The following is a 26908-nucleotide window of genomic DNA, read 5'->3' on the forward strand; positions in this document are numbered from 1 at the left end:
ATGTGGACGGAATGGCCGTGGTGCGTAAACAGTGTGTGAACTCCGTGCCACTGTCAGCCCCGTACGCTGGTGGCTTGTGATCGACGCCCTGCACGCTGCGGCCCATCAATCCGAGCGCGATGCCGTAGCAGCGCTTGACGAACACTCGTGGCTGGGTGCTGCGATTGACGCGGACGTCGCAGCTCGGCGCTTCGCTGAGTGGGGGTCGTCTACCGTTATCGACGAGAACGTCGGCGCCGCGGTGATCGGCCGAGAGCTCTTCGATGCCCTGCACGATCGCGCCCAGCTGCAAGCACAGTGGCCCGTGGGTAACGCGGGAGTGTTGCACGTCTACGGGTACTTGCTCTCGACGGTAGAGACGCCCTACGGACTGAAGCGTGACCGATGGATGGACGGACACCTCGCGGTCGCATGCGGGTTGCCCGCAGACGCCTTTGTGCCGTGGGCTTCGCCTCGCACGCTGCTCGAGCGCGTTGGCGACGCGGCGCACTCAGTGCTGGCGCGTGCCGAGTGCGTTCGCCACGCCGGTGGTGCGACGCTCGCCCTCGAGCGGGCAGTGGAATCGGGGGAGTGGGCGCTCGTGTACTCGGTCGATGGTTTGCTCGTCACAGCCTTTCCGGTGGCGTCGGCCGATCCGGTTCTTGCAGAGTGGGATTCTGAGCCGCAGCGACTGCGCTGGAACGGCGTGCGATGAAATGCTCTCTCAAGCGGCGATCGTCGACGCGAGGTGAAATACCCCCCAGGGTATGCTAGATTCTGTGTAGGCAACCCGAGAGGATCAACCATGTGCATGCGAGTGACCTGCCCGATCTGCGGCAAGGCAACGTGGGATGGCTGCGGCCAACACATTGAAGAAGCGCTGGCGGGCGTTCCCGCCGAGCAGCGCTGCGAGGGGCACGGTAATGCCTGACCTGTTGGATACGACCCAGCCGAAGACCATCGTCGTTGTCGGCGGCGTTGCGGGAGGGATGAGCTGCGCTGCTCGAGCCAGGCGCCTCGACGAATCGGCGAACATCATAGTTCTCGAGCGCGGGGAGCATGTCTCGTTCGCAAACTGCGGCCTGCCTTACTTCGTCGGGGGAGAGATCGAAGATCCTGCCGCGCTGCTCGTGCAAACCCCCGCATCACTTCATGCCGCGCTCGCACTCGATGTGCGCCCTGGGCATGACGTCGTCGGCCTCGACGCGTCGCAGAAGACCGTCACGGTGCAAACCGCCGACGGCCAGCAAAGCATTGGCTTCGACGCGCTCGTGCTCTCACCGGGCGCTGCAGCCTTCGTGCCGCCGCTGCCAGGAATCGACTCGCCCCGCGTGCGCACGCTGCGCACCGTGAATGATGCCACCGATCTTCGAGACATGGTCACCGGCGGAGCGCGTCGCGCGGTCGTGCTTGGCGCGGGCTTCATCGGAATCGAAGCAGCCGAAGCGCTCGCCGCTCAGAATCTCGAGGTGACGGTCGTTGAGCTTGCACCCCAGCCGTTGCCTCCGATGGAACCCGAACTCGCGTGGCTGATTACCGAGGAGTTGCGGCAGCTCGGCATCGACCTGCGCGTCGGAGTGGCGGCGGCATCCATCGAACCAGGCATCGATAGCGACAGCGTCGTTCTCGCCGATGGTTCGAGGGTGGATGCTGACATGGTCGTCGTTTCAGTGGGAGTGCGCCCTGACACCTCGGTGTTCGAGCAGGCCGGAGTCGCCTGCGAGCGAGGCGCGATCATTGTCGATTCCCACGGTCGCACCAACGTTCCCGGCATTTGGGCGGTTGGCGATGCCACGCTCAGCGTCGACAAAGTCACCGGCGCTCGCCGTCCCGTGGCGCTCGCAGGGCCAGCGAACCGCGCTGGCCGGCTGGTCGCCGATGACATTCTGCGTCCAGACCACGCTCGTGAGATTCCTCAGCCGGTCGGCACGGCCATCGTGCGCGTCGGCTCGCTCGCCGCAGCGCTCACGGGCGCGAACCGTCGAGCACTCGTCGACGCGGGTGTGGCGTTTCGCACGCTCCACCTGCACGCGAACCAGCACGCCGGCTACTTTCCCGGTGCCGCCCAGGTGCACCTGATCGTGCACATCGCTCCCGAAAGCGGCCTGATTCTCGGCGCCCAGGCGGTCGGCCTCGAGGGTGTCGACAAGCGCATCGACGTGCTGGCAACCGCAATTCGTGCGGGCATGACGGTCGACGAGCTGATCGATCTTGATCTGGCATATTCGCCCCCATACGGCCAGGCGAAAGACGCTGTCAATCTCACGGGCATGGTCGGCGAAAACGTGCTCAACGGCACGCTCGCGCTCTGGTACGCCGATGACCTCACCGAGGCGCTCGACAGCGCTCTCGTGCTCGATGTGCGTCGCGCCGACGAGTGGGTGACCGGCCACCTTCCCGGGGCCCTGCACATTCCCCACACTGAGTTGCGTGAGCGGATCGATGAGGTTCGCGAACATGCCGCCGGACGTCCCGTGCGCGTCATGTGCGCCTCGGGCGTGCGCTCGGCAATCGCCCACCGCGTGGTCACCCAGGCGGGAATGGAATCGGCATCGCTGTCAGGCGGCATTCTCACGCTGCGTGCGACGCTCGGCGATCGCGCGAGCGAGCTGCTCGAGACCGAAGCGGTGTTGCAACCGGTGTGATCTGCGTGCGCTGATCGCCTCGAGATGGCGCTGTCCCCGACGCTGTTGGCTATGTGGCGTCGGGTGACAGTTCACGTGCCCGCGTGAGCATGTCTCGAAACTCTTCGAGATTCAGATCGGATGCTGCCGCGAACGTTACGGCAGCAGCGCCCACTTTCACGTTGCCGAGCAACGCAGATCGCTGCTGAACGAGATACGCACTGCCTTCAGCGGCGTTGACGTAGACAGACAAGTGCCTCTTCTGCACGGCAAGACCGACGAGAAACCACTCCACGTCGGCGCCTTTCGGACGCTTCTGGTGGATCACTCCGTAGCCGATGATCTGCTGCTCGGTTCCGCCCCACATTTTGCCCCGCCAGAGCGTGCGACTCAGCCCAGGCATAGCAGCGAGGATCATCTCGTCGAGCACGCGCAGATCGTCGCTGCGATCCGAACTGTCGATGAATGCTCGAACATCGTCTGCGACCATCTCCATGGCGCGATCCTATGCGAGCGGCGACGTTCCGCTACGCAGAGAATCGCGGAATGAGCGCGGGCGTGCGCTTCTTGTAAGCGGCATAGTCATCATTCGAGCCCCAGCGCTTGTCGGCCTTCGCCTCGAGGAGCGGAATACCGCTCACTTTCGTCAAGAGCAAGATGACGAACAGCGGCGAGATAAGGGCAACCCACTGCCACCCGCTCAACACGGGAACCGCCACGAGGGCGACTCCGATCCACAGCAGAATCTCGCCGAAGTAGTTGGGGTGGCGCGAACGCGACCAGAGTCCACTGCGAATGAAGCTGCCTTCGTTTGCGGGATCGGCTTTGAACGCGGACTTTTGCGCATCTGCGACGATCTCGAAGATGATACCCACCAGCCACACCGCGACCCCAACGATTGCGAGCCAACCGATCGGTTCCCGCGCTGTCGCACTCGTGCTCATCGCAATCCACGCGGCGGCGGCCGTCAGGCTGACCCAGAGCGCCTGCAGCATCCACACCCGCAAGAACACCAGCGGTGAGTTCTTGAACTCGTCGAAGCGATCGTCAGATCCTGCCTTGTGAATGCGCATGAACAGGAACGTTCCGAGCCGCGCCGCCCATACAATCACCATCGCCGCCAAGATCCAGGTGCGCGCATCAGGTGCGGGAGCAAGCAGCAGCAATCCGATCGAGATGCTGATGAATGTGAGGCTACCGGTCAAATCGAAGAAGCGCTCTGTTTTGGCCAGCATCGAGGGAACGTAGACGATCGCCTGAATGACGAATGCTGCCGCGACGGCCAGGGCGAACAGCGGCAAGCCGCCGACGGTGGCACCACCCTGGCTTCCTGCCCAAGCGACAAGGCCGCCCAGGACGATGGCGACGATGACGGCGATCAGTGAGGCGCGGTTCTTAGATTCCATTGCGTATTCTTTCAGGATCGGTCAGCGGTAGAGGTTTTCAATGGCGGATGCTGCGCGTTGCAGCACCACATTCCGCTTGATCTTCATCGTGGGTGTCACCAGCGTCGTGTCAGCCAAGTCTGTGGCGACCAGTGTGAAGCGGCGCACTTGCTCGCTGTGGGCGACAAGTGAATTGGCTGCGTCGATGGCGGCTTGGATGTGTCTGCGCAGACCAGCATCGGCAACCTCATCGAGGATCGTGGCATCGGGCGCAGCGAGCACGACTCCGGCAGCATCCGCCCACTTTGCCGTCTCTTCTGCATCGAGCAGCAATAGCGCCGACAGATACGAGCGTCCTTCGCCCACCATCACCGCGTGAGAAATGAGTGGGCTTGATTCGACGGCGCTCTCCCACAGGGTGGGAACGATGGTTTTGCCATTGGACGTCACGATAACGTCTTTCAACCGCCCCTCAAGTACCAGGCGCCCATGAGCATCGATGCTTCCGAGATCGCCCGTGCGAAAGTAGCCGTCGACGAACGCGTCTTTGTTGTGGCGAGGGTTGCGATAGCCGGCGAACACACCGACGCCTCGGGCCAGCACCTCGCCCTGCTCGCTGATGCGAATCGCCGTTCCGGGCAGAGGTGGCCCGACCGTGCCAGAGCGAATGTTGCCCGGCAGATTGCCGGTGAGCGGAGCGGTCGTTTCGGTGAGGCCGTAGCCCTCGATGACTGGAACCGAAACACCCCTGAAGAATTGAGAAAGCGAGGCGTCGAGTGCTGCGCCGCCCGAGAGGATGTAGTCCACTCGTCCGCCCATGACGTCGCGCAAACGCCGGTAGAAGAGGTAGTCGAAGAACGCGTGGCGAAGCCGCAGGCCCAGGTGAGGCGACGCGTGGCTGTCAGCTTCGCGCCGTTCGCATAACTCGCCCCACGCCACTGCGGTGTCTGCCGCGGCAGACCATACCTTCGAAAGACCGCGGTCTGCCGCTTTGGTGGCGGCAGCGGCCTGGATCTTCTGCAGCACGCGAGGAACCACCACGATGAAGGTTGGGCGCAGTACAGCAAGAGTGCCCACGACGGCACTCGTATCCGAAAGGTGAGCGATGCGCATGCCGCTCGCCAGGCAGATGAGCTGGAGGCCTCGAGCGAGCACATGTGCGAGCGGCAAGAAGATGATCGTGTTGCCGCCCGCATGCACCACTTCGCCATAGGCCGCAGCGATGTTGAGCACCTGCCCGAGAAAGTTGCGGTGCGTGAGCACCGCTCCCTTGGGCTCGCCCGTCGTGCCTGAGGTGTAGACAATTGTCGCGGGGGAGTCGAGGTCGGCGAGGGCTCGACGTGCTTCGAGCCGCCGGTTGCTGATCTCGGCGCTGCGCGCGGCGAGGTCAGCGATGCTGCCTCGCGGCTGGCCGGGGGATGTTTCGTCCATCGCCCACGCGCCGAGCGCACCGGTGCCCGTCTTAGTGAAGGCGGCGTCGAGCAGATCGAGCTGCGCGCTGTTGCCGCCGATCGCGAGCACCACACTAGCGTCAGCCACGATCGACGCGACTTGAGCAGCAGATGAGGTGTCATAGATTGGCACAACCACACCGCCGGCGAACCACGATGCGAGGTCGGCGACGGCCCATTCGTAGCGGGTCGGTGCCATGATCGCTATGGTGTCGCCTGGCTGCACTCCTGTGGCAATAAGGCCCTTCGCGAGCGCGCGTACCTCGTTGTGAAACTCTCGCGTGCTGACTTGTCGCCACGCTGAATCGAGGGCATTGTGCGGCGGCACCTCGAATGCGATGTGATCAGGTGCTGCGAGCGCCCGGCGGGTGAGCAGGTCAGTGACATTTCGGTGGTCGCTGACGTCGACCAAGAGCGCTGTAGCGGAGTCCCGCACCGTGTGTTCCTTTCGCATGCACGCCGATCGGCGCGTGTGCTTCTTCATTCGTAGCCCATCGCTCAACGGATTGGGGGCGGCGCGCGCACCTGATAAGCACCGGACGAGATCACCCCGCTGAGCAGTGAGCGATGTATCGTTGAGTATCGGTAGATATATCGTCGGCCGAATTCGGCCATCGACGCGAGCAGGAGGAAATGATGAACGAATCAACTTCGAGCAATCAGCCCGGTGGGTCGCAACGGCCACGCGGTTTCAACGGAGACGCGGGCTTCGGCCTCTGGGAGGCATTTGAGGGCCTCCGCGACGTTCTCGGTCAGGGAGTGCGCATGGCCACCCCACGAATGGGACGCGGAGACGTTCGAACGGCCATTCTCGCCCTGCTCTCGGAAGAGCCGATGCACGGCTACCAGATCATTCAGCAGATCGAGTCGCGCAGCGGCGGCGCGTGGAAGCCCAGCCCAGGCTCGGTGTATCCGACGTTGCAGCTGCTGTCAGACGAGGGGCTTGTGCACGCTGAAGAGACTGCTGAACGCAAGACATACTCGCTGACCGAGAGCGGTCGCGAGGTGGCCGCAGCAGCAGATGGCTCACTGCCATGGGAGACCCCCAGCTTCCGTCATTCAGAAAACTCGACGGCGCTGCCCAAAGCTGGCGCGAAGCTCGCCCAGGCGATCGTGCAGGTGTCACGCGGCGGCACACCCGATCAGGTCGAGCGTGCGGTTGCCGTGATCGACGAGGCGCGACGCAAGATGTACTCCATCCTCGCCGAGGACTGAGCGTGCCGACATCCGGCCGAGGTCACGCGCTCGCTGAAATCACGCCCCGTCGAGCGCGGGTGCGATACCGGCGGATCATGAGGTTTGCCGCGCGTTTCATGCTGCAAGCGTGGTGGTTTGAACTCGTTCTACCGCGCTTCGGTATGGCATCGCTCGCTGCGCGCGGGCGCAACGCGCGCATGCAGCACCTCGCGCGGCGCTTTCACGCGCTCGCGGTTGATCTCGGCGGGCTCATGATCAAGGTCGGGCAGTTCATGTCGTCGCGACTCGATATTCTTCCGCCAGAGATCACCAGCGAACTAGAAGGACTGCAAGACGAAGTGCCCGCCGTCGACTTCGAGAGCATCCGTGCCCTTGCGGAGTCAGAGCTAGGGATGCCGCTGGAGCTGGCCTACGCGTGGGTGGACCCGAGCCCGATCGCCGCCGCCTCGCTCGGGCAGGTGCATCGTGCGCAACTCTCGTCAGTGCTCGCGGCCGACGCCGGATTCACAGCGGCGGTCGTCAAAGTGCAACGGCCGGGCATCGAAACCATCGTCGAAGTCGATCTCGCCGCCCTTCGAAAGATCGCCCGGTGGCTGTCACGAGTTCGGATCGTTTCGGATCACGCCGACATGCCCACGGTGGTCGAAGAATTCGCCGCGACCAGCCTGCAAGAGATCGACTATCTGCAGGAAGCCTCGAACGCTGACCGGTTCGCCAGTGACTTTGCAGGCGAGACGCGAGTGGCGACCCCGCAGATCGGTTGGGAGCGCACCACCCGGCGAGTGCTCACGCTGTCAGATGTCACAGCGATCAAGATCAACGACATTGACGGACTTCGGGCGGCAGCGATTGATCCAGCACAGGTGGCTGATGAGCTGGCTCGGGTGACATTTGAACAGCTCTTCGTTGCTGGCTTCTTTCACGCAGACCCGCACCCCGGCAACATCTTCGTCACCCCGCGCGCGGGCGCTGTTGACGGAGCCGGGCATGAGTGGGACCTCACATTCATTGACTTCGGCATGATGGGCGAGATCCCCGATGCTCTCCGACGTGGCCTGCAGCGGCTGGTTGTTGCTGTGGTGGCACGAGATGGCAAGGGCCTTGTCGAAGGAATGCAGCGCATCGGCGTGCTGCTGCCTGCCGCTGACACGGTAGATCTTGAACGCGCGATGACCGAGCTGTTCGACCGCTTCGGCGGCATGGCGATGACCGAGCTGCAAGACGTGGACCCTCGCGAGATGGTCGACTTCGCTGACCGATTCGGTGACACGATTCGTGAGCTTCCGTTTCAACTGCCCGAGAACTTCTTGCTCGTGATCCGCACCATCTCGCTCGTGTCGGGAGTGTGTAGCGCCCTCAACCCCACCTTCAACATGTGGACGGCCGTCGAGCCGTTCGCCAACTCCCTCATGCGTCAACAGGGCGCCGGGACGGTCAAGGGCTTTGCAAAGGAAGCCGTATCGATCGCCGGGGTCATGGCGCAACTCCCACGCCGCATGGACGAGCTCGCGACGCGGGCCGAGCGTGGCCAGCTCGCGGTGCAGGCGCCAGCCACCGAGAGGCGCCTGCGAACGCTTGAGCGCACGGCCCGTCGCATCGTGTCAGCGGTCATCTTCATGGCGCTTCTGATCGCGGGAGTGCTCTTGCGCTCGAGTGATGCGGTGTTCGGAACAGTCCTCATGGCACTCGCCGTGCTGCCGCTGCTGCACGCCATGTTCGCCGGGCTGGTCGGACGGCGTTCGCGCGACTGACAAATCGGAGGATTTCATCTCGCCGTTTAGAGTGGAAGGTGCCGTGGCCACTTGAGCCGCAGCATCCACCCCCTTCTTTGCGTGCGCTGTGACGTGCGAACCGAATCCATCGGAGTGCCATGACTGCCGTCATTCCAACCAAAGATCCTGCGGCGCGCTACCGCATCGAGCCGACCGTGCTCCAGGCGCTGAAGAGCCCACGGCTGCTCACCCGCGAGGTGCTAGCAGGGCTTGTCGTCGCGCTCGCGCTGATTCCCGAGGCCATCGCGTTCTCCATCATTGCGGGCGTCGATCCACGGGTCGGGCTGTTCTCTTCGTTCGTAATGGCTGTCACGATCGCTTTCGTGGGCGGACGTCCCGCCATGATCACAGCAGCCACCGGCGCGATTGCTCTCGTGGTTGCGCCGCTGGCGCGCGAGTATGGGGTCGACTACCTCATTGCGGCGGTGCTGCTGGGAGGCCTGCTGCAGATCGTGCTGGCCGTGCTCGGCGTCGCGAAGCTCATGCGATTCATTCCTCGCAGCGTGATGGTGGGGTTTGTCAACGCGCTCGCGATTCTCATCTTCATGTCTCAGGTGCCGCAACTTGTCGACGTGCCGTGGCTGGTTTATCCCATGGTCGTGGTCGGCCTTGTGATCATCGTGCTGCTGCCGCGAGTAACCAAGGTCATTCCAGCGCCCCTGGTGTCGATCGTGCTTGTCACCGTCGCAGCGGTGGCTTTCGCGTGGAACGTTCCGACGGTCGGCGACCAAGGCGAGCTGCCTGAAAGCCTGCCTGAGCTGCTGATTCCGAATGTTCCGCTCACCTTCGACATGCTTGCAATCATCGCCCCGTTCGCCCTGGGTATCGCCCTGGTCGGGCTCATTGAATCGTTGCTGACCGCCAAGCTCGTTGACGACATCACCGACACTCACTCTCACAAGACACGCGAAGCGTGGGGCCAGGGTGTGGCGAACATCATGTCGGGCGCATTCGGCGGAATGGGCGGTTGCGCAATGATCGGACAGACGATGATCAACGTGAAGGTCTCGGGAGCGCGTACCCGCATCTCGACGTTCCTCGCGGGTGTCTTCCTTCTTATTCTTGTTGTCGCCCTCGGCGATATCGTCGCGATCATCCCGATGGCGGCGCTCGTTGCCGTAATGATCATGGTCTCGGTCGGAACGTTCGACTGGCACAGCATTCGCCCGTCAACGCTGAAGCGCATGCCGTGGAGTGAGACGAGTGTCATGCTCGTGACCGTCATCGTCACGGTCTGGACCCACAACCTCGCCATCGGCGTAGCTCTGGGTGTCGTCACCGCGATGGTGCTTTTTGCTCGCCGTGTTGCGCACTTCACCAACGTGACCCGCACCGTGACCGAAGACACCGCACACTATGCCGTCGAGGGCGAGCTGTTCTTCGCGTCTAGCAACGACCTCACGACCCAGTTCGAGTACACCGCCGACCCTGACCGTGTCGTCATCGACATGTCTCGCTCGCACATTTGGGACGCATCAACGGTCGCGGCACTTGACGCCATCAGCACGAAGTATGAGCAGCGCGGCAAGCATGTGCTGATCGAGGGAATGAATGAAGCCACCCAGGCTCTTCATCTGCGCCTCAGCGGCAACCTCGGCGGCGGCGAGTAGCCGCGCGATTCAGCGCTGAGCGAGGTGCGCGACGCCCTCGACGACCGCCTGGTGTGTCGCTGGGGCCTTGAGAACGCGAAAGTGACCTGGCGCTGGTACGAGAACATTCGTCGCTCCGTCAAGGGCGCTTCCCTCAGGAATATGTGGGTCGAAAGGACCGAACACTGAGACGATTCGTCCGTTGACCGATGTGTCGCGCCCCAGCGAAACGATCGTTTCGTCGCCAGGCAAAAACGCTCGGATGCTGGGATCAGGGAAGAGCCCCGCGAGGCGCACCCCGTGAAACGGTGTGCAGACCGTGACCATGCCCAGCAGGCCAAGCGCAGGCGCAGCGTCGGCCGCAGCTTCGGCCGGGTCGCCGCCGGCCGCTGCCTCTGCCGCCGCCTCGTGTGCGGTGCCCGAACTGATCAGCAGGTGCTTGCCCACCAGACCGCCCTTGCTGTGCGCGACGAGAACCCGCCCCGCATCGTGCACGGGCAGGGTCGTCAGCTGTTCGCCCAAGTACGCGGCAGTTGCGGCTATCGGTCGCCGGTTGATGCCGAGCCCGTGTACCACCCGAACGCGATGGCCCGCCTTGGCGAGTGCGTCTCCCAGCGGGCGCAGAAAGGTCCAGTGCTCGTAGACGCCCGGAACCAGCACGACCTCGGGCAAAGCAGATGAATCGCGCCGCCACGCTCGCGGCGGTCGTCTTCGGCGGCCGAGCGACCATGGCGGTGACAAGATGGCGAGCTGACGCCGCAGCGCATAGCCGTAGTCGGCGGCCCACCATCTTGCTCGGTCGAGAACTGACGCTTTGGGTCTGTCGACGTCGGAAGGTTCGTGCGCCGAGGTCATGGGGGGAGTCTATGAGTGTTTATTCATTCGCCATACTTCACCTTGCGGGCAGGATGGAGTCATGACGCATATTCCTGCCGTGACGTTGAACGACGGTTTCTCATTCCCAGAACTTGGCCTCGGTACCTACAACCTGCGCGGTGCAGAGGGAACAGCCGCGATTCAGACAGCGGTTGATGCCGGCTATCGTCTGCTTGATTCGGCGGTCAACTATGAAAACGAAGCCGAGGTCGGCGAGGCCGTGCGCGGTTCATCAGTTGCACGCGATGATCTGCTCGTTGCATCGAAGGTTCCCGGCCGCAGTCATGGTCGGGCTGAAGCGGTCGCGAGCGTCGAGAGCTCGTTGCGTGCGATGCGGCTTGACTATCTTGATCTCGAATTGATCCACTGGCCGAACCCGAGCGTCGGAAAATATGTCGATACCTGGCGAGGACTCATCGATGCCCGCGAACGAGGCTTGGTTCGCTCGATTGGGGTCTCCAACTTCACCGAGGCGATGCTCAGTGAGTTGATCGACGCGACCGGGGTGGTCCCGGCGGTCAATCAAGTGGAGCTTCACCCCTATTTTCCGCAGGCAGCACTGCGCGCTTTTCATGCGGAGCACGGTATTCGCACTGAGAGCTGGAGCCCGTTGGCACGTCGTACCGAGCTTCTCACCGAGCAGCTGATTCAGGAACTCGCGGTAGTGCATGCGGTGACACCCACGCAGCTCGTGCTGCGCTGGCACGTGCAGCTCGACAGCACGGCGATACCCAAGTCGAGCGACCCTGACCGACAGCGAGAGAACGCCGACCTATTCACCTTCTCGCTGACCGACGATCAGGTAGCCGCGATCTCTGCTCTTGAGCGTGGGCGTCTGTGGGACGGTGACCCGCTCACCCACGAAGAGATGTAGCCCGCGCTAAGAGGTCAGTGCGGAGCGTGGTACTCGATATCGCCGCGCTTCCAATAGCCCTTGACGATCACGGAATCAGCATCGAGTCCCCATCGATCCAAGAGGAGCGCTCGGCCGGGCTTGACGACAGACTGCTCGGCAGCGATGAAGCCAAGCACCGCGTTGTTCGGTCGGTCCGCTGCGGTGAGTTCCTCCAGGCGTGCGATCAGGGGTGCGCTCGGCGCCGCGTCGCCTCTATGCACCTGCCGCACGGTGACTCCGACGGGAACGTCTATCGACAGCTCGCGCGAGGCGTCGGGCACCTCGACAAGAATGTGACCGGTCGCGGTGGCAGGCATGAGCTGCACGAACCGCCGAATGGCGGGAACCGCTGTTTCGTCACCGGCGAGAAACCACGCGTCGGGCTGGCCTTCGAGCACCTTCGAGCCTCGAGGCCCGCCCACGCCCGCGATCGAGCCCAGCTGCGCTGTCGCGGCCCACGGACCGCCGATGCCAGCGCCGCTGTGCACAGCGAACTCGAGTTCGAGCCAGTCATCGCCCCAGAACAGCGGGGTGTATTCACGACTGGGCGCGGCGCGCAGCTCATCGACCGTCTCGGGGTCGCCGTCAGGAAAGAAGACGCGCACGTGATCGTCAGAGCCTCGCGAATCGAATCCTCGCAGCTGATCGCCTTGCAGGCGCACGCGCACGTAGCTGTCGGTGAGCCATTCACGGTGCACGAGGGCGACCTTGCGAAAGCGCAGATCGAACCCGTGCATGGCGAAGGTGAAAGCGGATGAAGTCATGGTGGCGTCCTGGTATCGGTGAAGGGGGCTATCCCCACAGCACGATCGGTCGACCGTCGATCTCGGCGACTCGTGCGGGGGTTTCGTAGAGGGCGGTCAGATGTTGGGCAGTGACAACCTCGGCGACCGGGCCATGGTGCACGACACTGCCGTTGCGCATTGCGATGATGTCGTCTGCATATTGGGCAGCGACATTGATGTCGTGCAAGACCACGACCACGGTCATTCCACGCTCATCGGCGAGCCGCCGAACGAGTTTCATGAGGGCGACGCAGTGACGCGGGTCGAGGTTATTGAGGGGCTCATCGAGAAGCAGATGATCAGTGTCTTGCGCGAGCGCCATGGCCACGAAAGCACGCTGCCGCTGACCGCCCGACAGTTCATCGAGAAAACGGTTGCGCACGCTGCCGATATCGAGCAGTTCGATTGCGGCGTCTACGTGGGCTCGGTCATCTGGCGTGCGCCCTGACCCGCCGTGCGGAAAGCGGCCGTAGGCGACGAGATCCTCCACGCTGAGCCGGATGGCGAGATGGTTGTCTTGACGCAAGATGGCGAGCCGCTGGGCGAGCACGCGTGACTTTGTTGTCAGCACGTCGAGGCCGTCAACGGTGATATCGCCTGCGTCGGTGCCGACAAGTCGCCCGATCGCGGCGAGCAAGGTCGACTTGCCCGCACCATTGGGGCCGATTATCGCCGTGACGCCAGGCCGAATGTCAACCGACACATCGTCGACGGCAACGAGCGCGCCATGGCGTTTGACCACCGAGTCGGTGCTGATCATCAGCGAGCCTTTCCAGAAAGTACGAGAACGATGAAGAAGATGCCACCGACAAACTCAATGACAATCGGTAACTCAGTGCCGAAGCCCAGAATGCGCGAAAGGATCAGCTGCCCGCCGACCAGGGTGATCACGCCGATCGCAGTAGCCGCGGGGATGCTGCGTAGATGACGGTGCCCGACGGCGCCGTAGGCGAGGTTCGCCACGATCAAGCCGAAGAACGTCACCGGGCCCACGAGGGCAGTGGATGCTGCCACCATGGCGGCGATCGCCACGATCACGTGCATCACGACGCGGCGATGGTCGACGCCGAGCGAGATCGCGGTGGTTTCGCCGAGCGAAAGCACGTCGAGTTCTCGCCGAACCGGCCACAGCGATAGCAGAGACACCGCGACCAGTATCGCTGTGGGCCCGAGCAGTTCGCGGTCGATGGAGGTGAAGCTGGCGAACGTGAGGTTCTGCACGATCGCGAAGGTGTCAGGGTCAAGCAGCCGCTGCAGAAACCCGGTGACCGATCGAAACAGCACGCCGAGCACGAGACCAGCCAGCACGATGACGTGCAGATCGAGTCGACGTTTCAGAAACAGCCACCAGTACAGCAGCACGATTGAGCCCATCATCAGCAGCAGCTCGACGCCCCAAGAGGCGAGCGGCGGAGCGGAAACCAGAATGGCGGGACCGATTGCGAAGGCAACCAGCGTCTGGATCGCCAGGAACACCGCATCGAACCCCATGATTCCCGGGGTGAGAATGCGGTTCGCGGTGATGGTCTGAAACAGCACAGTCGCCGCGCCGATAGCGGTTGCCGCGATGACCATACCGAAGACTGTGCGACTGCGCAGTCCAAGCGCATACTCCCATTTGCCGGGCAGATCTATGAAGAGGAACACCACCATGACCACAACCGCGACGGCGCCGAGTGTGATGAGCGCCCCGGTGGGGTGGCGAAGCTGGCTGGCCGCGCGTCGCGCGCCGTCGACGAATGCGGCGGTCACGGGGTCACCGCCGTGGTTGCCGGCTTTTTCTTGCGCTTGCGTCGTGCGGATGCGGCGTCGTCGACGGGACGCGCTGTGCTCAGAAGCAGCCAGAGGAAGATGATGCCGCCCAGCACACCCATCACGACTGAGATCGGCAGCTCGTAGGGAAAACGCACGACGCGCCCGATGATGTCGCAGAGCAGCACGATGGCCGCGCCGAGGAGAGCGACGAGCGGAACCGCGCGTCGCATGTTGTCGCCGATGAGTCGGCTGACGATGTTGGGGGCGATCAAACCGAGAAATGGCAGCACCCCGGTCACGACCATGAGAATGCCGGTCACGACGGCGATGATCGTCACGCCCAGGCCCATCACCGCGCGGGTCTCAAGGCCGAGGCCGCGCGCGGTGTCGTCGCCCAGCCCAGCGACGGTGAAGCGGTCGGCGGCGATCCATGCGATGAGAGCTGCGGCAGCGGCGAAGTAGAGAATCTCGTAGCGCCCGCGCATGATGCTCGAGAAGTCGCCGATTCCCCAGCTGAGCAGCTCTTGAAGCATGTCGCCGCGGTAGGCGATGAAAGTCGTCACAGCCCCGATGACACCCGCGTAGAGAATGCCGACAATCGGCACTAGCACGCTTGAACGGGCGGGAATTCGGCGCGCGAGCAATAAGAATCCGACGACGCCGATCAGCGCGCCGACAGCGGCGAGCACCGCTTTGCCAGCGATCGGCAGGCCGGGAACGGCCAGCAGCACCGCAAGCAAAGCGAGACTGGCAGCATCCGTTGCTCCCGTGGTGCCTGGTTCAACAAATCGGTTGCGCACAAGCAACTGCATGATGAGGCCGGTGATCGCGAAGGCGGAGCCCGCGAGCACTAACGCGACGGTACGAGGCACACGGCTTGCAAACAGAATGAACGGATCGAGTTCAGCGACACCGATGAACAGTGAGATCGTCGCAAGGGCAGCCACAAGGGCTACCCCCGCGACGATCAGAATCGTGGGAGAGGCGCGTCTCAGAATTGCGCGCTCCCCGCTTCGGGGCGGTCAACCATCATTCAGGTCAGCTGATGGCCGCTTCGTGCACCGCGGTGAGAACGTTGTCGATGGCCGTGAGACCGTTGATCACGATGTACAACTCGCTTGCGGGCAGGTAGATGATCTGGCCTTGCTGAGCCGCGGTCGTCTCGGCGACGAGCTCGTTGTCGAGTGTCTCTTCTGCCGAAGAGCCTTCACCGGTTGCTGCGCCGCGGTCAAAGGCGAAGATCCAGTCGGGGTTGGCTGTGAGGATGAACTCGTTTGTAACCGTGTCACCGTGGGCTGAGCCTTCGGCGCCCGGCAGCTCTGCTGACACGACGGCCGGTGTCCATCCCAGTTCGTCGTAGAAGTATCCGAATCGTGAGCCTTCACCGAACGCGCCGTACTCGCCGCCCGAGATGCTGAGCACGAGGGCGGTGCCACTCGCCTCAGACTGGATCGTTGAGGCGAGTTCTTCGATGTCTGCGCTGAGGGCGGCGACCTCTTCTTCGGCGCCGAAGATCTCGCCGAGCTGTGCTGCGCGCTCGAGACCGGCGCTGGGCACGAAGGCTCCTGCATAGGCACCCGTGAGGTCGATGGTGGTCGAGATCTCTGAGAGCTCGTCATACTGACCGGTGCTGCGGGCTGCGGTGATGATCAGTTCAGGCTCGAGCTCGGCAACTGCTTCGAAGTCCGGTTCGAAGAGCGTGCCGACCTTCGGCAGATCGGCGTACGCGGCGAGGTAGTCGGGCAGAGCAACGTCGGGAATACCCACGACCGAGTCGCCGGCGCCGATCGCGTCGAGCGTATCGAGCGTTGCGATATCGAAGGTCACGACCGACTCAGGGTTGGCAACGACCTCTACCGAGTCACGTGCAACCTCGGTGTCTTCTTCGTAGTAAGACTCGCCCTCTTCTTCTACGAAGACGAGGGTGGGCTTGGCGTCTTCCACAACTACGACGTCGGTCGTCTCAGGTGCCGCAGTGCCTGCGTCGTCTGAGCTCGAGCAGCCAGCGAGTGCAAGGGCGGAAATGCTGAGCGCTGCGAGGGGCGCAGCGAAACGAATTCTGGTGTGCATGTAGGTAAGCCTAACCTAATTCGCACTCAGGCAAAGTTTGCTACCCTCTGCCCGCTGACGACGACGCGAACGTTCGTCAGATTTGCGCGCCGTCGTCGTCCCGATTTTCGAGACCGACGTTCTTGCCGCGCCACGACTCATAGGCGATCAGCCAGCCGATCGACACAGCTGCAGCGAGGATGATGCCGAGCAGCAGGCTTCCCCAGATCGCACCGAAGATGATGCCCAGCGTGAACATAAGAGCTGTGCCGACAGCCCATCCAGAGTGTCCGCGCGTCCAGCCGCGGCTGCGTGTAGAAGCCATCACGCCAGCATAGGGGGAACCGGGTCTATCAGCATCCGTAGAGTGGACAGGCCTGCTCGACAGAACGGAATCGCATATGACGCTGAACGTCAGCCCGCTCACCCTCGGCACTTCTGGTCTGGGGCGCAACAGCCTGCGGGGATCTGCTGAAGAAACGGCCGCCGTGCACATTGCCGTCGATCTGCTGTCGAGCGAACACACTTTCGTCGACACGTCGAACAGCTATGCGGGCGGACGCAGTGAGTCCGTTATCGGCCGCGCGCTGCGGCAGGTGGGAGAGGAGTCGCGCTATCGCGTGATCTCGAAGGTTGATTGCGACCCTGAGACGGGAGCGTTCGGCCGCGATCGGGTATTGCGGTCGTTCGACGAGACGAAGGCCAAACTGGGTGTCGACCGCTTGCCGCTGCTGCACTTTCACGACCCGTACTCCGTGTCGTTTGAGGAAGCGGTCGGCCGTCGCGGTGCACTGGAGGCCCTCATCGAACTGAGGGAGTCGGGCCAGGTAGATGCGATTGGCATCGCTGCCGGGCCTGTTCCGATGATCGAACGCTATTTGCAGACTCAGGTCTTTGACGCGGTGCTTTGTCACAACAGGTACACCCTGGTAGACCAGTCGGCAGCTTCGATGTTTGCCGCCGCCAAAGAGCAGGGACTCACGGTGTTCAACGCGGCACCATTCGGTTCAGGTCTGCTCGCTAAGGGGCCGGGCTCGCAGTATCACTACGCTCCTGCGAGCGAAGAGCTGCAAGCGTGGGTTGCGAAGGCAATTGACGTCTGCGCAGAGCACGAGGTCACGCTGCCCGCGGTCGCGTTGCACTTCTCGCTGCGCAACGCGAATATCGACAGCACAATCGTCGGCGTAGTGTCTCCCGGCCGGCTCCAGCAGCTCAACGACTTGCACGCGGAGGTAGTGCCTGACGAGGTGTGGGGAGCGATTGCCGCACTCGGTTCAGCCCCGGCCGCAATCGACGACAGCCAGTACCGCTGAAGGCGCTCACGCCTGCTTGGTCTCCGCGGCGCCGCCCGCCCAGTGAGTCGCACTATCCAACGCCTCGAGGGGAAAAACCTTCACCTCGGCGGGCACCATGAACGCGACTCCATGCACGATCTCGGCGATCAGCGAGTGGTTGGTCACGAGGGCGATGCGACCCCAGCGGCTGTGGGGCTTACCGCCAAGGGCCGCGTCCTGCCACATTGCGCCAAGGCTGTAGCGCTCAAACTCATCACCGAGGACGAACACAATGTTCACGCGGTCGCGAACCTCAAGCGCGGCGTCAATCGCCGGGTCCAATACCGCCTCGTAATCTGACGCACTGATTTCGCCCACTGCGCGGAATCCTAAGACGCCGTCCGGAAGGTCTGAAAGTGTCTCAATCATGCGCCCCATCATGGCCTGGTCGGCGGCGTGGCGCCACCGTGTCGCGATCGGGGGATGTTCGTCAGCGCGCTCGATGGTCTTCGGGATGCAGTCGCGGCCCCTTGCGGGGTTCGATGACTCCGCTCGCACCGATGAGCCGGATCACCCGTTGGCGCTGCCCCGACCAGCGGGCGAGCAGGTGCAGCATCCCGTCGTCATCCACCCGGCTTCCGGTGAGCGCGAAACCCACCTGGTGAGCGAGGTGATAATCGCCCACGCTGACGGCGTCGGCGTCTCCGAGTGCGCGGATTCGCGTTTCGGCAGATGTCCAAGGTCCTATTCCGGGCTGGCTGACCAGCACTCGATCGACGGCTTCGCCATCGACGGCGTTGTGAATGCTCTGCACCAGTGCCCGGCCGTGCCGAGCGGCGCGGACGATGGTCTTCGACTGGGGTGGTTCGAGTCCGGCCCGGTGCCATGCCCACGATGGAATATGGCGCCATTCCTCGATTGAGGGGGTGGCGAAGAGCGGCCGAGGCGTCGGTCCGGGCGCACGGGTGCCGAATGCGCGCACCAGGTGCCTCCAGGCGCCGAAGGCTTGCATTCCGGTGACTTTCTGCTCGATGATCGCGCTCGCAAGCGCGTCGAAGACGAGGTCGGTGCGGCCGATTCTCAAACCCGGGTTGTCGTGGTGCGCCGAAGCGATGAGCGGATGCTGCTCCGCGTCGAAGCTACTGGGGTCGTCGTCGCGTCCACACAGAGACGGCATCTGCTCGAGCGCCCACGCAGAGCCGGGCCCCCATGCGGCCGCCCGGATCACACCGCGTGAGGTTTCCCGAAGGGCGAGCGTGGCGATGCCCTCGGGAGTGCGCGAAGCGTGCCAAATAACACTCGGCGTCACACAGAACGTGGGATCTCCGGCGCCGTGGCGCTGAGCGAGCACTGTGCGACGCAGATCGAGTGGGTGCGGCGGACGGTACTCGGTCTGCACCGGACGCTCGGACCACGCTTCGCGCTCTGCGACGCGTGCTAGCGGGGGCGCTTCCAGGCTCATCCCCACACCCTATGCTGACCCCTCCGACACGGAAGAACCTGCTCGCAAGGCCGCGAGTTCAGCCGCGGACGATCAGAAGCGGTCAGGTGACGGTGTGCCGTGCCCGTAGCGAATGATGACATCGGCGTGGCGGTCGAATCGGTACCCGACTCCGCGAACGGTGCGCACGATGTCTTCGTAACGGCCGAGTTTGGCACGCAATCTGCGCACGTGCACGTCGATCGTGCGTTCGCCAGGGGCTTCGTCTTCGGTTGCACCCTGCCAGAGGGAGTTCACGAGTTCGGTGCGCTCGATGGTGCGGCCTTCGCGCAGCACGAGGTACTGCAGCAATTCGAACTCTTTGAAGGTGAAGGCAGCCGAGTCGCCGTCGATGAGTACGCGCTTGCGTGAGATGTCAACGACAACGCCGCCATCGATGGGTTCGTCATCGATGGGTTCTTCGGGCTTGGTGCGGGCAACCGCTGAGGGCTCGTGCAGCGCGAGGCGCACCACGTCGACATCGCGGCCGCCGGCACCTGCGGGGGCAAGCGCCACGGTGGCGTAGGTTTCGGCTTCGGGGGCAAGTTCGCCGATCGTGCGCCGAATCGCATCGACGAGAGTTCCGAGGCTGACACCGGCCGCGGCTGCCTTGGCTTCATCGAGACCGACGTACAGGGCGAAGCCTCGCGGGGCCGTTCCTGTGGGAACAGCGCGCGGCGGCGCTGCCGCTGCAGGCTCAGGCGCGAGTTGGGGCGTAGGTGCGGTCACGGCGCGAAGGTGGCGAGTCGTGGACGGTCGTTCGAGGAGAGCGTTGGTTGACATGATGATGGTCCTAGCGGGAGAGGAACCCTGGCCGAGGCCGACAGATGAGGGGTTCGAGTCTTGTTGCCCTGTGAGGCGATGCCCAACGTGGGGCGGGAAGCGAAGCAACCGGACGCACGTGATCGACGCGCGCCTGCGGCACTTCGGGGACTCGGGAACATGACGCGAGTGACGGCGTCGTCAGAGTCCAGCAGGTTCACCGTGCTAGTGGCACATTCGACAACAAGTAGCACCGCGGCCGGCCATCATCATGCCGGCAGCTCCGTTCGCCTCCCAGGCGGACAGTACGCGTGCGTTGTCAGTCATGTGGCCGATTATGACGCAGTGCGTCGCCATACGTCAAATCACTACCACGTCGGTGAGGCCCAGATGGGATTGTTACGACGACGCCGGTGTAAGCAACTGCGCGACGCGCGGACGCATCGGGCCGACTCGCACTCATCGGGCGTAGCCTGACCACATGGTTGACCTGCGATTTGCTCACGAACCGGACTCCTCCCGCTACACCCTTCACCGAGGTGACGACCTCGTCAGTGCGCTCGACTATCGCGATGACGGCAAGATCGTCGCCTTGACGCGCGCATACACGGTGCCAACTTTCCGAGGCCACGGCTACGCGGGAGAAATTGTCGATCGAGCGGTCGCCGAACTCGAGGACGCGGGTGAACGAAAAGTCAGCCCGGTGTGCTGGTACGTCGCTGATTGGTTTGCTGCGCACCCTGGCCGGGCGGGAATTCTGCAGGGGCGCGGTTAGACATAGGCCGCATCGCCCTCACTGTCAAGCCGTTCGCGACGCCGACCTCGAGCGAGGAGAGTGGATGCATCACGAATGAGGGGATCGCAGTGAGCGACACAAATCACCACGGGCAAGATGAAGGTCGGCAAAGCCTTGACGCAGGCGCAGCCCAGCGTGCGGACCACGGTCTCGGAGCGGGCGCGAATCAGACGCTGCCGGCTATGGACCAGAACAACGCCTCGGGCGATGAGAAAGTCGCCGGGATCCTCGCGCAGACCCGGGCTGATTTCGGTGGCGAGTCCGCCGGTCGCATAGCGGAGGTGCTGGCGCAACGCTTCGAGCAAGCGGGCGTGCAAGTGTCAGAAGATGAGGTCGCTGGATACGCAGCCGACATTTCTGGCTAGTCGCAGTGGATGTACTGCGAATTGGGCGGGGCCGTCGGATAGCTGCATGCATCGGGAACCGCGCTCTGCGCTAGGAGCGCCCACCCCACGCACGCCAAGACAACAATCGCCGAGAACGACCCGACAAACCGGGTCACCATCGTCTCTCTCATCGTTGCTCCTCCTCGCGCTTCACGCCATCGCAAATCGTTCACTGTGAATGCGCGCAACTGGAACGCCCAATTCAACGAGTGCTGATTGCGCAGTGTCCATCACGGGCCCTGCCGCGCACATGAAGTACTGCATGCGCGCCCGGTTCTCTGGGAGCACTTCGTCGAGCAGCTCGCGGCTAATGCGACCGGCGCGTCCGTTCCAATTTGTGCCCGGCTGGCTGATGGTCTGCACGACGGTGAGATTGGCCATGCGCTCATTCAATTGGTTGACCTCCGCGCTGCAGATCACTTCGCTCTCGTTGCGATTGCCGAGAATGAGCCAGCACGGCCGATGGTCGCCGCGATCTGCCATCGTCGTGAGCATGCTCAGCATGGGGGTGACCCCCACCCCTGCCGCGATGAATACGAAGCCTGGGCCCTCGTTGTCGTCCATCGTGAGCTGACCCCATGGGCCATCCAGATACACGATCGCGCCGGGTTCGAGCTCGCCCACCCGGGCAGTGAATCCGTGTTCCGTCTTGATCGTGAACTCCACGCTCTGTGGGTTCTCGGCGCTCGAAGAAAACGAGAACGGGTGGTAGTTGATCGAGAACGGGTTGCGCCCGGTTTGAATCCATGCGTATTGCCCTGCCGAGAACGAGAAGCCTTGACGGCCGTAAGAGTCCGACGACACCGGCTCCAGACGCACGGTGTGTGACCCCAACGGCTGTGGTCGCACGTGCACCACTCGCCACCTGCGCCGCCATCGCGACAGCGGGCGTATCACGCGAACCCAAAGACCGATCCAGATGAACACCGCCGAGTACACGACCCACAGCGCGCGCTCCCACGGTTCGCTGACGTAGTAGCCGATGAGCAACACATGCGCTACTCCGGTCACAACGACCAAGACGGCGAGAACAGAATGCAGAACCTGCCAGGTCTGGTAGGGAATCTTGAGGCGACGGCGCCACACCGAGGTGATGATCAGGATGCTGAGCAGTACGACCGAGGCGACCGCGAACTTTGCTCGTGGGGGAGACGTGAACGGATTGAGCAGGGCAAGGAATCTGGCATCCCATACGAAGAGGATGATCGGGTGAGCGAAGATCAGCACGGCTATCAGGGCGGTTATCTGGCGATGGACGCGCAACAACACGTCGGGTCCAAAAAGCCCGGTCACGTGCACGCTTCGCGCAGCGATCACAAACTGCAGTCCCATCAGGGATAGTCCGACGAACCCGGCTGCCACCGAGAGGTTCACCCAGAACCCTCGTCCCGGATCGAGTTGGATCAGACTCAGCGCAAGCGGAGCAAGCGCGATCAGCAGATATGCAAGCACCCACAGGGCGGCGCGAACAGGGTGGTGCATGGCACCTCCCCAGGGTGAGCGTCGATCAAGTGTTTGTCGATCATCTGGTACGACCAGATCCAATCATTCGAGCAGAGATCGCCCGGCGAGGCAAATGTCGCGTCACGGTTGGGAGCCCGGCGGTCAATCCCGCGCTTTCGGAGCGCCCTGACGGCGATGTCGGAGGCTCTGCCTACGGTTGGTCTATGCGGATCTTGCACACCTCTGACTGGCACATCGGACGCACCTTTCATGGCAGCTCCACGCTCGATGCGCTTCGTGTTGTGCTTGCGGCGCTCGTCGATCAGGTGCGTGAGAACAACGTCGATGTGGTGATCGTTGCTGGCGACGTCTTCGATTCGGCGATGCCCGCCGCAGACTGCTACTCCGTGCTTTCCGACACGCTGGTCGCGCTGCGTGACGCAGGCGCTCAGGTAATCGTGACGAGCGGAAACCACGACTCAGCGGCGCGCCTCGGCTTTCAGTCGAAGCTCTTGCGCGATGGCATCTTCATCGTCACTGACCCGCGTTCGATCGGAACCCCGATCACCATCAGCGATGAGTTCGGACCAGTGCACTTCTATGGAATTCCGTTCCTCGAGCCTGCCCTCGTGCGCCACGTCTGGAACGACGTGCCGTTGCGTTCGCAACGCGACACTCTCACGCACGCCATGACGCGAGTGCGCAACGACATGCAATCGCGAGCCGGTCGCTCGGTGGCGATTGCGCACTGCTTCGCGGCGGGAGTTGATCCGACTCCGCAACTCGAACGCGACATCCAACAAGGCGGACTCGACGTCGTGCCGCTCGAGGTCTTTGCCGACGTCGATTACGCCGCGTTGGGTCACATTCACGGACGCCAGCGACTCAGCGAACACGTGCGATACGCGGGTGCGCCGCTTCACTACAATTTCGGCGAAGGCAGCAAGCCTCGCGGCGGCTGGTTGGTGGATCTCGATGCGGACGGACTCTCGACGGTTTCGACGTTCGAGCTGCCGGTTCCGCGTGCTTTGGTCACGCTTACGGCATCGCTTGAAGAGCTGCTCGACCCCGAACTGTTTCCTGAGGCCACTGATGCTTGGGTGTTCGCTCGCTACACCGACATCGCACCCCAGCCAGACCCGATGCGACGGCTGCAAGCACGTTTTCCGCACTGCGCGAAGGTGGCTCACACGCCCTCGGTCGTGCACGAAGATCATGCCGCATCATTCGGCGCCCGCGTTCGCGCAGTACGCAACGACGCTGAGCTTTTCGAGGCATTTCTCACCCACGTCAGAAACGGCGTCGGTGCCGACGAAGCAGAATCGCAGATCATCCGTGAGCTGGTCGCGGAGCGGTCTCTGGCCGAAATCGCTGGATGAAACTGCACAGGTTGGAGCTCGAGGGCTTCGGGCCGTTCCGACAACGCCAGGTCGTCGACTTCGATGTATTCGATGACCACGGTATTTTCCTGATCTCAGGGCGCACGGGAGCGGGCAAATCGAGCATTCTCGACGGCGTAAGTTTTGCGCTATATGGGATGGTGCCCCGCTACGAGGGTGCCGGGCGGCGATTGCGCAGCGACTTCAGTGCGCCGACCGACCCCACTGAAGTCTTGCTGGAGTTCTCAGCCAATGACGAGCGTTACCGAATCGTGCGATCGCCCGAGTATGAACGGCCCAAAGCACGGGGGGAAGGCACAACCACCGAGAAGGCGCGCGTCGAGGTCTCTGTGAAAGACGGGGGTGTGTGGCGAGCATTGACGACAAGTGCCAAAGAGGCGGGAACGCTGATTTCGGAAGAGATAGTGGGTCTCACCGGATCGCAGTTCCTTCAGGTCATTCTTCTCGCCCAGAACCGGTTCGCCGAGTTCCTCCTCGCAGGAAATGATGAACGGCAGGCTCTGCTTCGCAACCTCTTCGGAACCCGCACGTACGGTGCATACCAGGTCACGCTTGATACCCGTCGGCGCGAGTCGCAACGCCAGCTCGACAGGCAGGGCAACGAGGTCGAGTTTCTTCTTGCCGATGCCGAGCGACTCATCGACGAGCATCGGCTGGGCGGCGATGCGAGTGTGGAGACCGCGATAGACAGCGGGCGTGCCGCGAACACGAAAGATCGCCTCGCTGCGGTCGAGAGAGCAATTCAGCGCGCGCGCTACGCCGTGGAACAGACAGACTTCGCGCGCGACGCGGCGAACGAGGCCTATCGGGGTGCCGAAGCGGCACATAACGAGCGAAAGCATGTGCGCGCTCAACAAGAGAAGCGAGCGGTGGTGCGAGAAGCGCTGGCTGCTCTCGAAGCGCGACGTGGCTCGATCGACGGCGAGCGACTTCGGCTGCAGCGAGCTGTCGAGGCCGAAGGTTTGCGCGCCCCGCTCGAGAGCGTCGCGAGCTCGCGCCAGGTGCTCGAGAGACTCCGTCGTGCTGAGATGGAGGCGGCAAGCCGGTGGCGTGCCGTTCCCGGGCACACAGACCTTGACGATGATCAGTTTTCGGCGCTGATCGAGACGATCACCGGGCAGCTCGCAATTTGGCAGGCGGCCGCGTCAACAGAAGATGAAATGCTCGCGCGTTCCGCTGAGCTGGCGATGCTCGATGAGAGTCTTGCCAGCGACGAACGAGCACTCGCCGCTGTGGCGGAGCGGCTTGCCGAGGTCGCGGCGCGAATACCCGCAATTGAAGCAGCGCTGCCCCCGCTCGAGGCAGACGCCGCGCGCCGTGAGAGCGCTGAGGAACGGGTGGCCTCGTTGCGTCTTCGCGCTAGCGCTGCACAAGACGCTGAACGGCTTCGGGCTAGCGCGCGTGAGGCTGACGCTCAAGAGCTGACCGCTGCACGAGAACATTCGGATGCTGTGGCCGCTGTGACCTCACTCTTGCGCCGCCGCCTCGAGGGTGCGGCGGGCGAGATCGCGTCGAATCTGAGCGAGGGTGAACCATGTGCGGTCTGCGGTTCGCTTGACCACCCGCAACCCGCGGCGCCCCTCGCGCAACGCATCAGCGAAGACGATGTTGCCGCGGCGCAAGAAGCCGCTGAGGCGGCAGCCGCCGGGGCGCGGCTCGCGTCAGAAGTGGCCCGTGCGCTGCGTACGGACCTCGCAGATGCGGTCGCGCGGGCTGGGAGTGAAACCAGCGAGCAGCTTGCAGCTCTGCTGGCAGAAGCCACCGACGCGGTGCGCAAAGCCGAAGCGGCATCGAGCGAGCGGCAGATGTGTGCTGACGAACTGGCGACTTTGCGCGCCGAGGCAGAGCAAAGTCGGGCATCGAGTGTCGCAGCCTCGCAGCGCATCGCTGCTGCGCGTGAGAAGCGTGCTCACCTTGCCGCGCAGATTGAGTCGAGCGAAGCGGCTGTGCGTTCAGCGCGGGGAGAGTTCGCATCAATCAACGATCGAATTGCAGACGCGCGACAGCGGCGCGATCGCGCGCGTGACTGCATGGCGGCACGGGCTGAGGTGGTCGTCGCCGATCGTGCGCTCGTGGTCGCGACCGCCGATCTCGATCAGCGCATCGCCGACTCAGGCTTCGCCGATGCCACGGAGGCTTCGGCTCTGTTGCTTCGCTCCGAAGTTCGAGCAGAGATCGATGAGCGAGTTCGTTCGTTTGAAGCTGAGCTCGCCGGCCAGCGTGAGGCGCTGCGGGTGCTTGAGATAGAACTGGCGGGCGCCCCAGAGATGCTCGTCGACACGCACGAGACAGAGTTGGCTCTGGCACGCGCGCAAGCAGATCGCGACCGTCACGCCGAGCTCGCCACCGAAGCCGCTGCGACAGCCCGTCGACTCAACGATGTGTACGCGCGTGCCGAGGCAGCAGACGCGGCGACGTCTGCTGCCTCGGCTGAGCACCAGCTGCTGGCGGGGCTGGCTGACGCGGTGGCAGGACGCAACGCGAAGAAGATGGACCTTGAAACATTTGTGCTCGCGGCCGAGCTTGAAGAAATCGTGATCGCCGCAGCGCGTCGACTCGAAGAGATGTCGGGCGGGCGGTACCGACTGCGGCACACCGATGCTCTCGCCGCGCGAAACAAGGCGTCCGGCCTCGGACTCGAGATCATCGACGCCCACACCGCAAAGGCGCGATCGCCGCAGTCTCTCTCGGGAGGTGAAACTTTTCTCGCCTCACTAGCGCTGGCTCTGGGGCTTGCCGAGGTCGTCACAGCACGTGCTGGCGGCGTGAAGCTTGACACCCTGTTTATCGACGAGGGTTTTGGCTCGCTTGATAGCGAAACGCTTGAGCTTGCGATGGCAACTCTTGACGAGCTGCACCAAGGTGGACGCACCGTGGGAATCATCAGCCATGTGGCAGCGATGAAGGAACGAATCACCTCGCACCTCAACGTCGAGGCGTCGGCGTCTGGGCCGAGCATCATCCGGCAAACTGCGCTGTCGGGCTGACATCGTGGACGCTCGTGGCCATA

25 protein-coding genes are annotated in these 26908 nt (G+C 63.5%); 11 read left to right on the top strand and 14 right to left on the bottom strand.

The annotated features are described in order from the left end of the window. The first annotated feature begins 31 nt into the window (after nucleotides 1–31). A complete protein-coding gene (locus WDU96_RS04510; RefSeq protein WP_337337291.1) occupies nucleotides 32–694 on the top strand; it encodes an amino acid deaminase in 663 nt (220 codons plus the stop codon). Between the two features lie 208 nt (nucleotides 695–902). Then, entirely contained in the window at nucleotides 903–2624 is a 1722-nt protein-coding gene (locus WDU96_RS04515; protein ID WP_337337648.1) for an FAD-dependent oxidoreductase, read from the top strand. Nucleotides 2625–2673: 49 nt separating this feature from the next. Here WDU96_RS04515 and WDU96_RS04520 read toward each other — a convergent pair whose 3' ends face one another. Genes WDU96_RS04520 through WDU96_RS04530 form a run of 3 tightly spaced genes read right to left on the bottom strand, consistent with a single transcriptional unit; the run spans nucleotide 2674 to nucleotide 5875 of the window. Further along, on the bottom strand, nucleotides 2674–3099 hold the full coding sequence (locus WDU96_RS04520) for a hypothetical protein (protein ID WP_337337292.1): 426 nt from the start codon (nucleotides 3097–3099) through the stop codon (nucleotides 2674–2676). Between the two features lie 31 nt (nucleotides 3100–3130). Continuing rightward, nucleotides 3131–4009 (bottom strand): DUF1295 domain-containing protein, encoded by an 879-nt coding sequence (locus WDU96_RS04525; RefSeq protein ID WP_337337293.1) that lies wholly within the window; start codon nucleotides 4007–4009, stop codon nucleotides 3131–3133. Between the two features lie 21 nt (nucleotides 4010–4030). After that, complete coding sequence (locus tag WDU96_RS04530) at nucleotides 4031–5875, bottom strand: AMP-dependent synthetase/ligase (protein WP_337337294.1); 1845 nt, start codon at nucleotides 5873–5875, stop codon at nucleotides 4031–4033. Nucleotides 5876–6075: 200 nt separating this feature from the next. Between WDU96_RS04530 and WDU96_RS04535 the strand changes: the two genes are divergently transcribed. The 3 genes from WDU96_RS04535 (at nucleotide 6076) to WDU96_RS04545 (ending at nucleotide 10018) form a co-directional block, all read left to right on the top strand. Further along, entirely contained in the window at nucleotides 6076–6654 is a 579-nt protein-coding gene (locus tag WDU96_RS04535) for a PadR family transcriptional regulator (protein WP_337337295.1), read from the top strand. 77 nt (nucleotides 6655–6731) lie between these two features. Beyond that, nucleotides 6732–8387 (top strand): ABC1 kinase family protein, encoded by a 1656-nt coding sequence (locus WDU96_RS04540; protein ID WP_337337649.1) that lies wholly within the window; start codon nucleotides 6732–6734, stop codon nucleotides 8385–8387. 119 nt (nucleotides 8388–8506) lie between these two features. Then, nucleotides 8507–10018: a SulP family inorganic anion transporter gene (locus WDU96_RS04545; RefSeq protein WP_337337296.1), complete on the top strand. Its 1512-nt coding sequence runs from the start codon at nucleotides 8507–8509 to the stop codon at nucleotides 10016–10018. A gap of 9 nt (nucleotides 10019–10027) precedes the next feature. On the opposite strand, the gene WDU96_RS04550 is transcribed toward WDU96_RS04545, so the two are convergent. Continuing rightward, the gene (locus WDU96_RS04550) at nucleotides 10028–10852 is read right to left on the bottom strand and encodes an esterase/lipase family protein (protein WP_337337297.1); all 825 of its coding nucleotides are present in this window, start codon (nucleotides 10850–10852) and stop codon (nucleotides 10028–10030) included. Nucleotides 10853–10913: 61 nt separating this feature from the next. On the opposite strand from WDU96_RS04550, the gene WDU96_RS04555 reads away from it, so the two are divergent. Next, on the top strand, nucleotides 10914–11747 hold the full coding sequence (locus tag WDU96_RS04555) for an aldo/keto reductase (RefSeq protein ID WP_337337298.1): 834 nt from the start codon (nucleotides 10914–10916) through the stop codon (nucleotides 11745–11747). 14 nt (nucleotides 11748–11761) lie between these two features. On the opposite strand, the gene WDU96_RS04560 is transcribed toward WDU96_RS04555, so the two are convergent. The 6 genes from WDU96_RS04560 to WDU96_RS04585 form a co-directional block, all read right to left on the bottom strand. Then, nucleotides 11762–12532, bottom strand: a complete 771-nt coding sequence (locus tag WDU96_RS04560; RefSeq protein WP_337337299.1) for a siderophore-interacting protein — start codon at nucleotides 12530–12532, stop codon at nucleotides 11762–11764. Nucleotides 12533–12560: 28 nt separating this feature from the next. After that, nucleotides 12561–13313, bottom strand: coding sequence for an iron ABC transporter ATP-binding protein (locus WDU96_RS04565; protein WP_337337300.1), 753 nt, complete (start codon nucleotides 13311–13313; stop codon nucleotides 12561–12563). After that, the gene (locus WDU96_RS04570) at nucleotides 13313–14305 is read right to left on the bottom strand and encodes an iron chelate uptake ABC transporter family permease subunit (RefSeq protein ID WP_337337301.1); all 993 of its coding nucleotides are present in this window, start codon (nucleotides 14303–14305) and stop codon (nucleotides 13313–13315) included. Before WDU96_RS04570 ends, WDU96_RS04565 begins: the two co-directional genes overlap by 1 nt. Then, a complete protein-coding gene (locus WDU96_RS04575) occupies nucleotides 14302–15306 on the bottom strand; it encodes an ABC transporter permease (RefSeq protein ID WP_474199785.1) in 1005 nt (334 codons plus the stop codon). The genes WDU96_RS04570 and WDU96_RS04575 overlap by 4 nt, the downstream gene beginning before the upstream one ends. A 40-nt stretch (nucleotides 15307–15346) precedes the next feature. Next, on the bottom strand, nucleotides 15347–16378 hold the full coding sequence (locus WDU96_RS04580) for a siderophore ABC transporter substrate-binding protein (protein ID WP_337337303.1): 1032 nt from the start codon (nucleotides 16376–16378) through the stop codon (nucleotides 15347–15349). Nucleotides 16379–16454: 76 nt separating this feature from the next. Further along, nucleotides 16455–16682, bottom strand: coding sequence for a hypothetical protein (locus tag WDU96_RS04585; protein ID WP_337337304.1), 228 nt, complete (start codon nucleotides 16680–16682; stop codon nucleotides 16455–16457). A 76-nt stretch (nucleotides 16683–16758) separates the two neighbouring features. Here WDU96_RS04585 and WDU96_RS04590 point away from each other — a divergent pair, with 76 nt between their 5' ends. Then, a complete protein-coding gene (locus WDU96_RS04590; protein ID WP_337337305.1) occupies nucleotides 16759–17670 on the top strand; it encodes an aldo/keto reductase in 912 nt (303 codons plus the stop codon). 6 nt (nucleotides 17671–17676) lie between these two features. On the opposite strand, the gene WDU96_RS04595 is transcribed toward WDU96_RS04590, so the two are convergent. The 3 genes from WDU96_RS04595 to WDU96_RS04605 all read right to left on the bottom strand — a co-directional run bounded on the left by WDU96_RS04595 (nucleotide 17677) and on the right by WDU96_RS04605 (nucleotide 19894). Then, entirely contained in the window at nucleotides 17677–18060 is a 384-nt protein-coding gene (locus tag WDU96_RS04595; protein WP_337337306.1) for a SpoIIAA family protein, read from the bottom strand. A gap of 61 nt (nucleotides 18061–18121) precedes the next feature. Next, a complete protein-coding gene (locus WDU96_RS04600) occupies nucleotides 18122–19093 on the bottom strand; it encodes a DNA-3-methyladenine glycosylase family protein (protein WP_337337307.1) in 972 nt (323 codons plus the stop codon). A gap of 72 nt (nucleotides 19094–19165) precedes the next feature. Further along, entirely contained in the window at nucleotides 19166–19894 is a 729-nt protein-coding gene (locus tag WDU96_RS04605; protein ID WP_337337308.1) for a winged helix-turn-helix domain-containing protein, read from the bottom strand. Nucleotides 19895–20354: 460 nt separating this feature from the next. Here WDU96_RS04605 and WDU96_RS04610 point away from each other — a divergent pair, with 460 nt between their 5' ends. Together WDU96_RS04610 and WDU96_RS04615 are read left to right on the top strand one after the other, a co-directional pair. Then, nucleotides 20355–20648 (top strand): GNAT family N-acetyltransferase, encoded by a 294-nt coding sequence (locus WDU96_RS04610; RefSeq protein ID WP_337337309.1) that lies wholly within the window; start codon nucleotides 20355–20357, stop codon nucleotides 20646–20648. Nucleotides 20649–20737: 89 nt separating this feature from the next. After that, nucleotides 20738–21034 carry a hypothetical protein gene (locus WDU96_RS04615; RefSeq protein WP_337337310.1) on the top strand — a complete coding sequence of 99 codons (297 nt, stop codon included), beginning with the start codon at nucleotides 20738–20740 and terminating at the stop codon, nucleotides 21032–21034. A 171-nt stretch (nucleotides 21035–21205) separates the two neighbouring features. On the opposite strand, the gene WDU96_RS04620 is transcribed toward WDU96_RS04615, so the two are convergent. Beyond that, nucleotides 21206–22537: a ferredoxin reductase family protein gene (locus WDU96_RS04620; RefSeq protein ID WP_337337311.1), complete on the bottom strand. Its 1332-nt coding sequence runs from the start codon at nucleotides 22535–22537 to the stop codon at nucleotides 21206–21208. Between the two features lie 185 nt (nucleotides 22538–22722). On the opposite strand from WDU96_RS04620, the gene WDU96_RS04625 reads away from it, so the two are divergent. Together WDU96_RS04625 and WDU96_RS04630 are read left to right on the top strand one after the other, a co-directional pair. Then, complete coding sequence (locus tag WDU96_RS04625) at nucleotides 22723–23877, top strand: exonuclease SbcCD subunit D (protein ID WP_337337312.1); 1155 nt, start codon at nucleotides 22723–22725, stop codon at nucleotides 23875–23877. Continuing rightward, on the top strand, nucleotides 23874–26885 hold the full coding sequence (locus WDU96_RS04630; protein WP_337337313.1) for an AAA family ATPase: 3012 nt from the start codon (nucleotides 23874–23876) through the stop codon (nucleotides 26883–26885). The genes WDU96_RS04625 and WDU96_RS04630 overlap by 4 nt, the downstream gene beginning before the upstream one ends. The last annotated feature ends 23 nt before the right edge of the window (nucleotides 26886–26908 follow it).

It is taken from the genome of Microbacterium marmarense (assembly GCF_037204165.1).
GTDB lineage: Bacteria > Actinomycetota > Actinomycetes > Actinomycetales > Microbacteriaceae > Microbacterium > Microbacterium marmarense.

Bases quoted from the DNA above. Each gene is read 5' to 3' on its own strand.
- WDU96_RS04515 (WP_337337648.1), top strand. From the start codon at position 903: ATGCCTGACCTGTTGGATACGACCCAGCCGAAGACCATCGTCGTTGTC.
- WDU96_RS04520 (WP_337337292.1), bottom strand. From the start codon at position 3,099: ATGGAGATGGTCGCAGACGATGTTCGAGCATTCATCGACAGTTCGGAT.
- WDU96_RS04525 (WP_337337293.1), bottom strand. From the start codon at position 4,009: ATGGAATCTAAGAACCGCGCCTCACTGATCGCCGTCATCGTCGCCATC.
- WDU96_RS04535 (WP_337337295.1), top strand. From the start codon at position 6,076: ATGAACGAATCAACTTCGAGCAATCAGCCCGGTGGGTCGCAACGGCCA.
- WDU96_RS04540 (WP_337337649.1), top strand. From the start codon at position 6,732: ATGAGGTTTGCCGCGCGTTTCATGCTGCAAGCGTGGTGGTTTGAACTC.
- WDU96_RS04545 (WP_337337296.1), top strand. From the start codon at position 8,507: ATGACTGCCGTCATTCCAACCAAAGATCCTGCGGCGCGCTACCGCATC.
- WDU96_RS04550 (WP_337337297.1), bottom strand. From the start codon at position 10,852: ATGACCTCGGCGCACGAACCTTCCGACGTCGACAGACCCAAAGCGTCA.
- WDU96_RS04555 (WP_337337298.1), top strand. From the start codon at position 10,914: ATGACGCATATTCCTGCCGTGACGTTGAACGACGGTTTCTCATTCCCA.
- WDU96_RS04560 (WP_337337299.1), bottom strand. From the start codon at position 12,532: ATGACTTCATCCGCTTTCACCTTCGCCATGCACGGGTTCGATCTGCGC.
- WDU96_RS04565 (WP_337337300.1), bottom strand. From the start codon at position 13,313: ATGATCAGCACCGACTCGGTGGTCAAACGCCATGGCGCGCTCGTTGCC.
- WDU96_RS04580 (WP_337337303.1), bottom strand. From the start codon at position 16,378: ATGCACACCAGAATTCGTTTCGCTGCGCCCCTCGCAGCGCTCAGCATT.
- WDU96_RS04585 (WP_337337304.1), bottom strand. From the start codon at position 16,682: ATGGCTTCTACACGCAGCCGCGGCTGGACGCGCGGACACTCTGGATGG.
- WDU96_RS04590 (WP_337337305.1), top strand. From the start codon at position 16,759: ATGACGCTGAACGTCAGCCCGCTCACCCTCGGCACTTCTGGTCTGGGG.
- WDU96_RS04595 (WP_337337306.1), bottom strand. From the start codon at position 18,060: ATGATTGAGACACTTTCAGACCTTCCGGACGGCGTCTTAGGATTCCGC.
- WDU96_RS04600 (WP_337337307.1), bottom strand. From the start codon at position 19,093: ATGAGCCTGGAAGCGCCCCCGCTAGCACGCGTCGCAGAGCGCGAAGCG.
- WDU96_RS04605 (WP_337337308.1), bottom strand. From the start codon at position 19,894: ATGTCAACCAACGCTCTCCTCGAACGACCGTCCACGACTCGCCACCTT.
- WDU96_RS04610 (WP_337337309.1), top strand. From the start codon at position 20,355: ATGGTTGACCTGCGATTTGCTCACGAACCGGACTCCTCCCGCTACACC.
- WDU96_RS04620 (WP_337337311.1), bottom strand. From the start codon at position 22,537: ATGCACCACCCTGTTCGCGCCGCCCTGTGGGTGCTTGCATATCTGCTG.
- WDU96_RS04625 (WP_337337312.1), top strand. From the start codon at position 22,723: ATGCGGATCTTGCACACCTCTGACTGGCACATCGGACGCACCTTTCAT.
- WDU96_RS04630 (WP_337337313.1), top strand. From the start codon at position 23,874: ATGAAACTGCACAGGTTGGAGCTCGAGGGCTTCGGGCCGTTCCGACAA.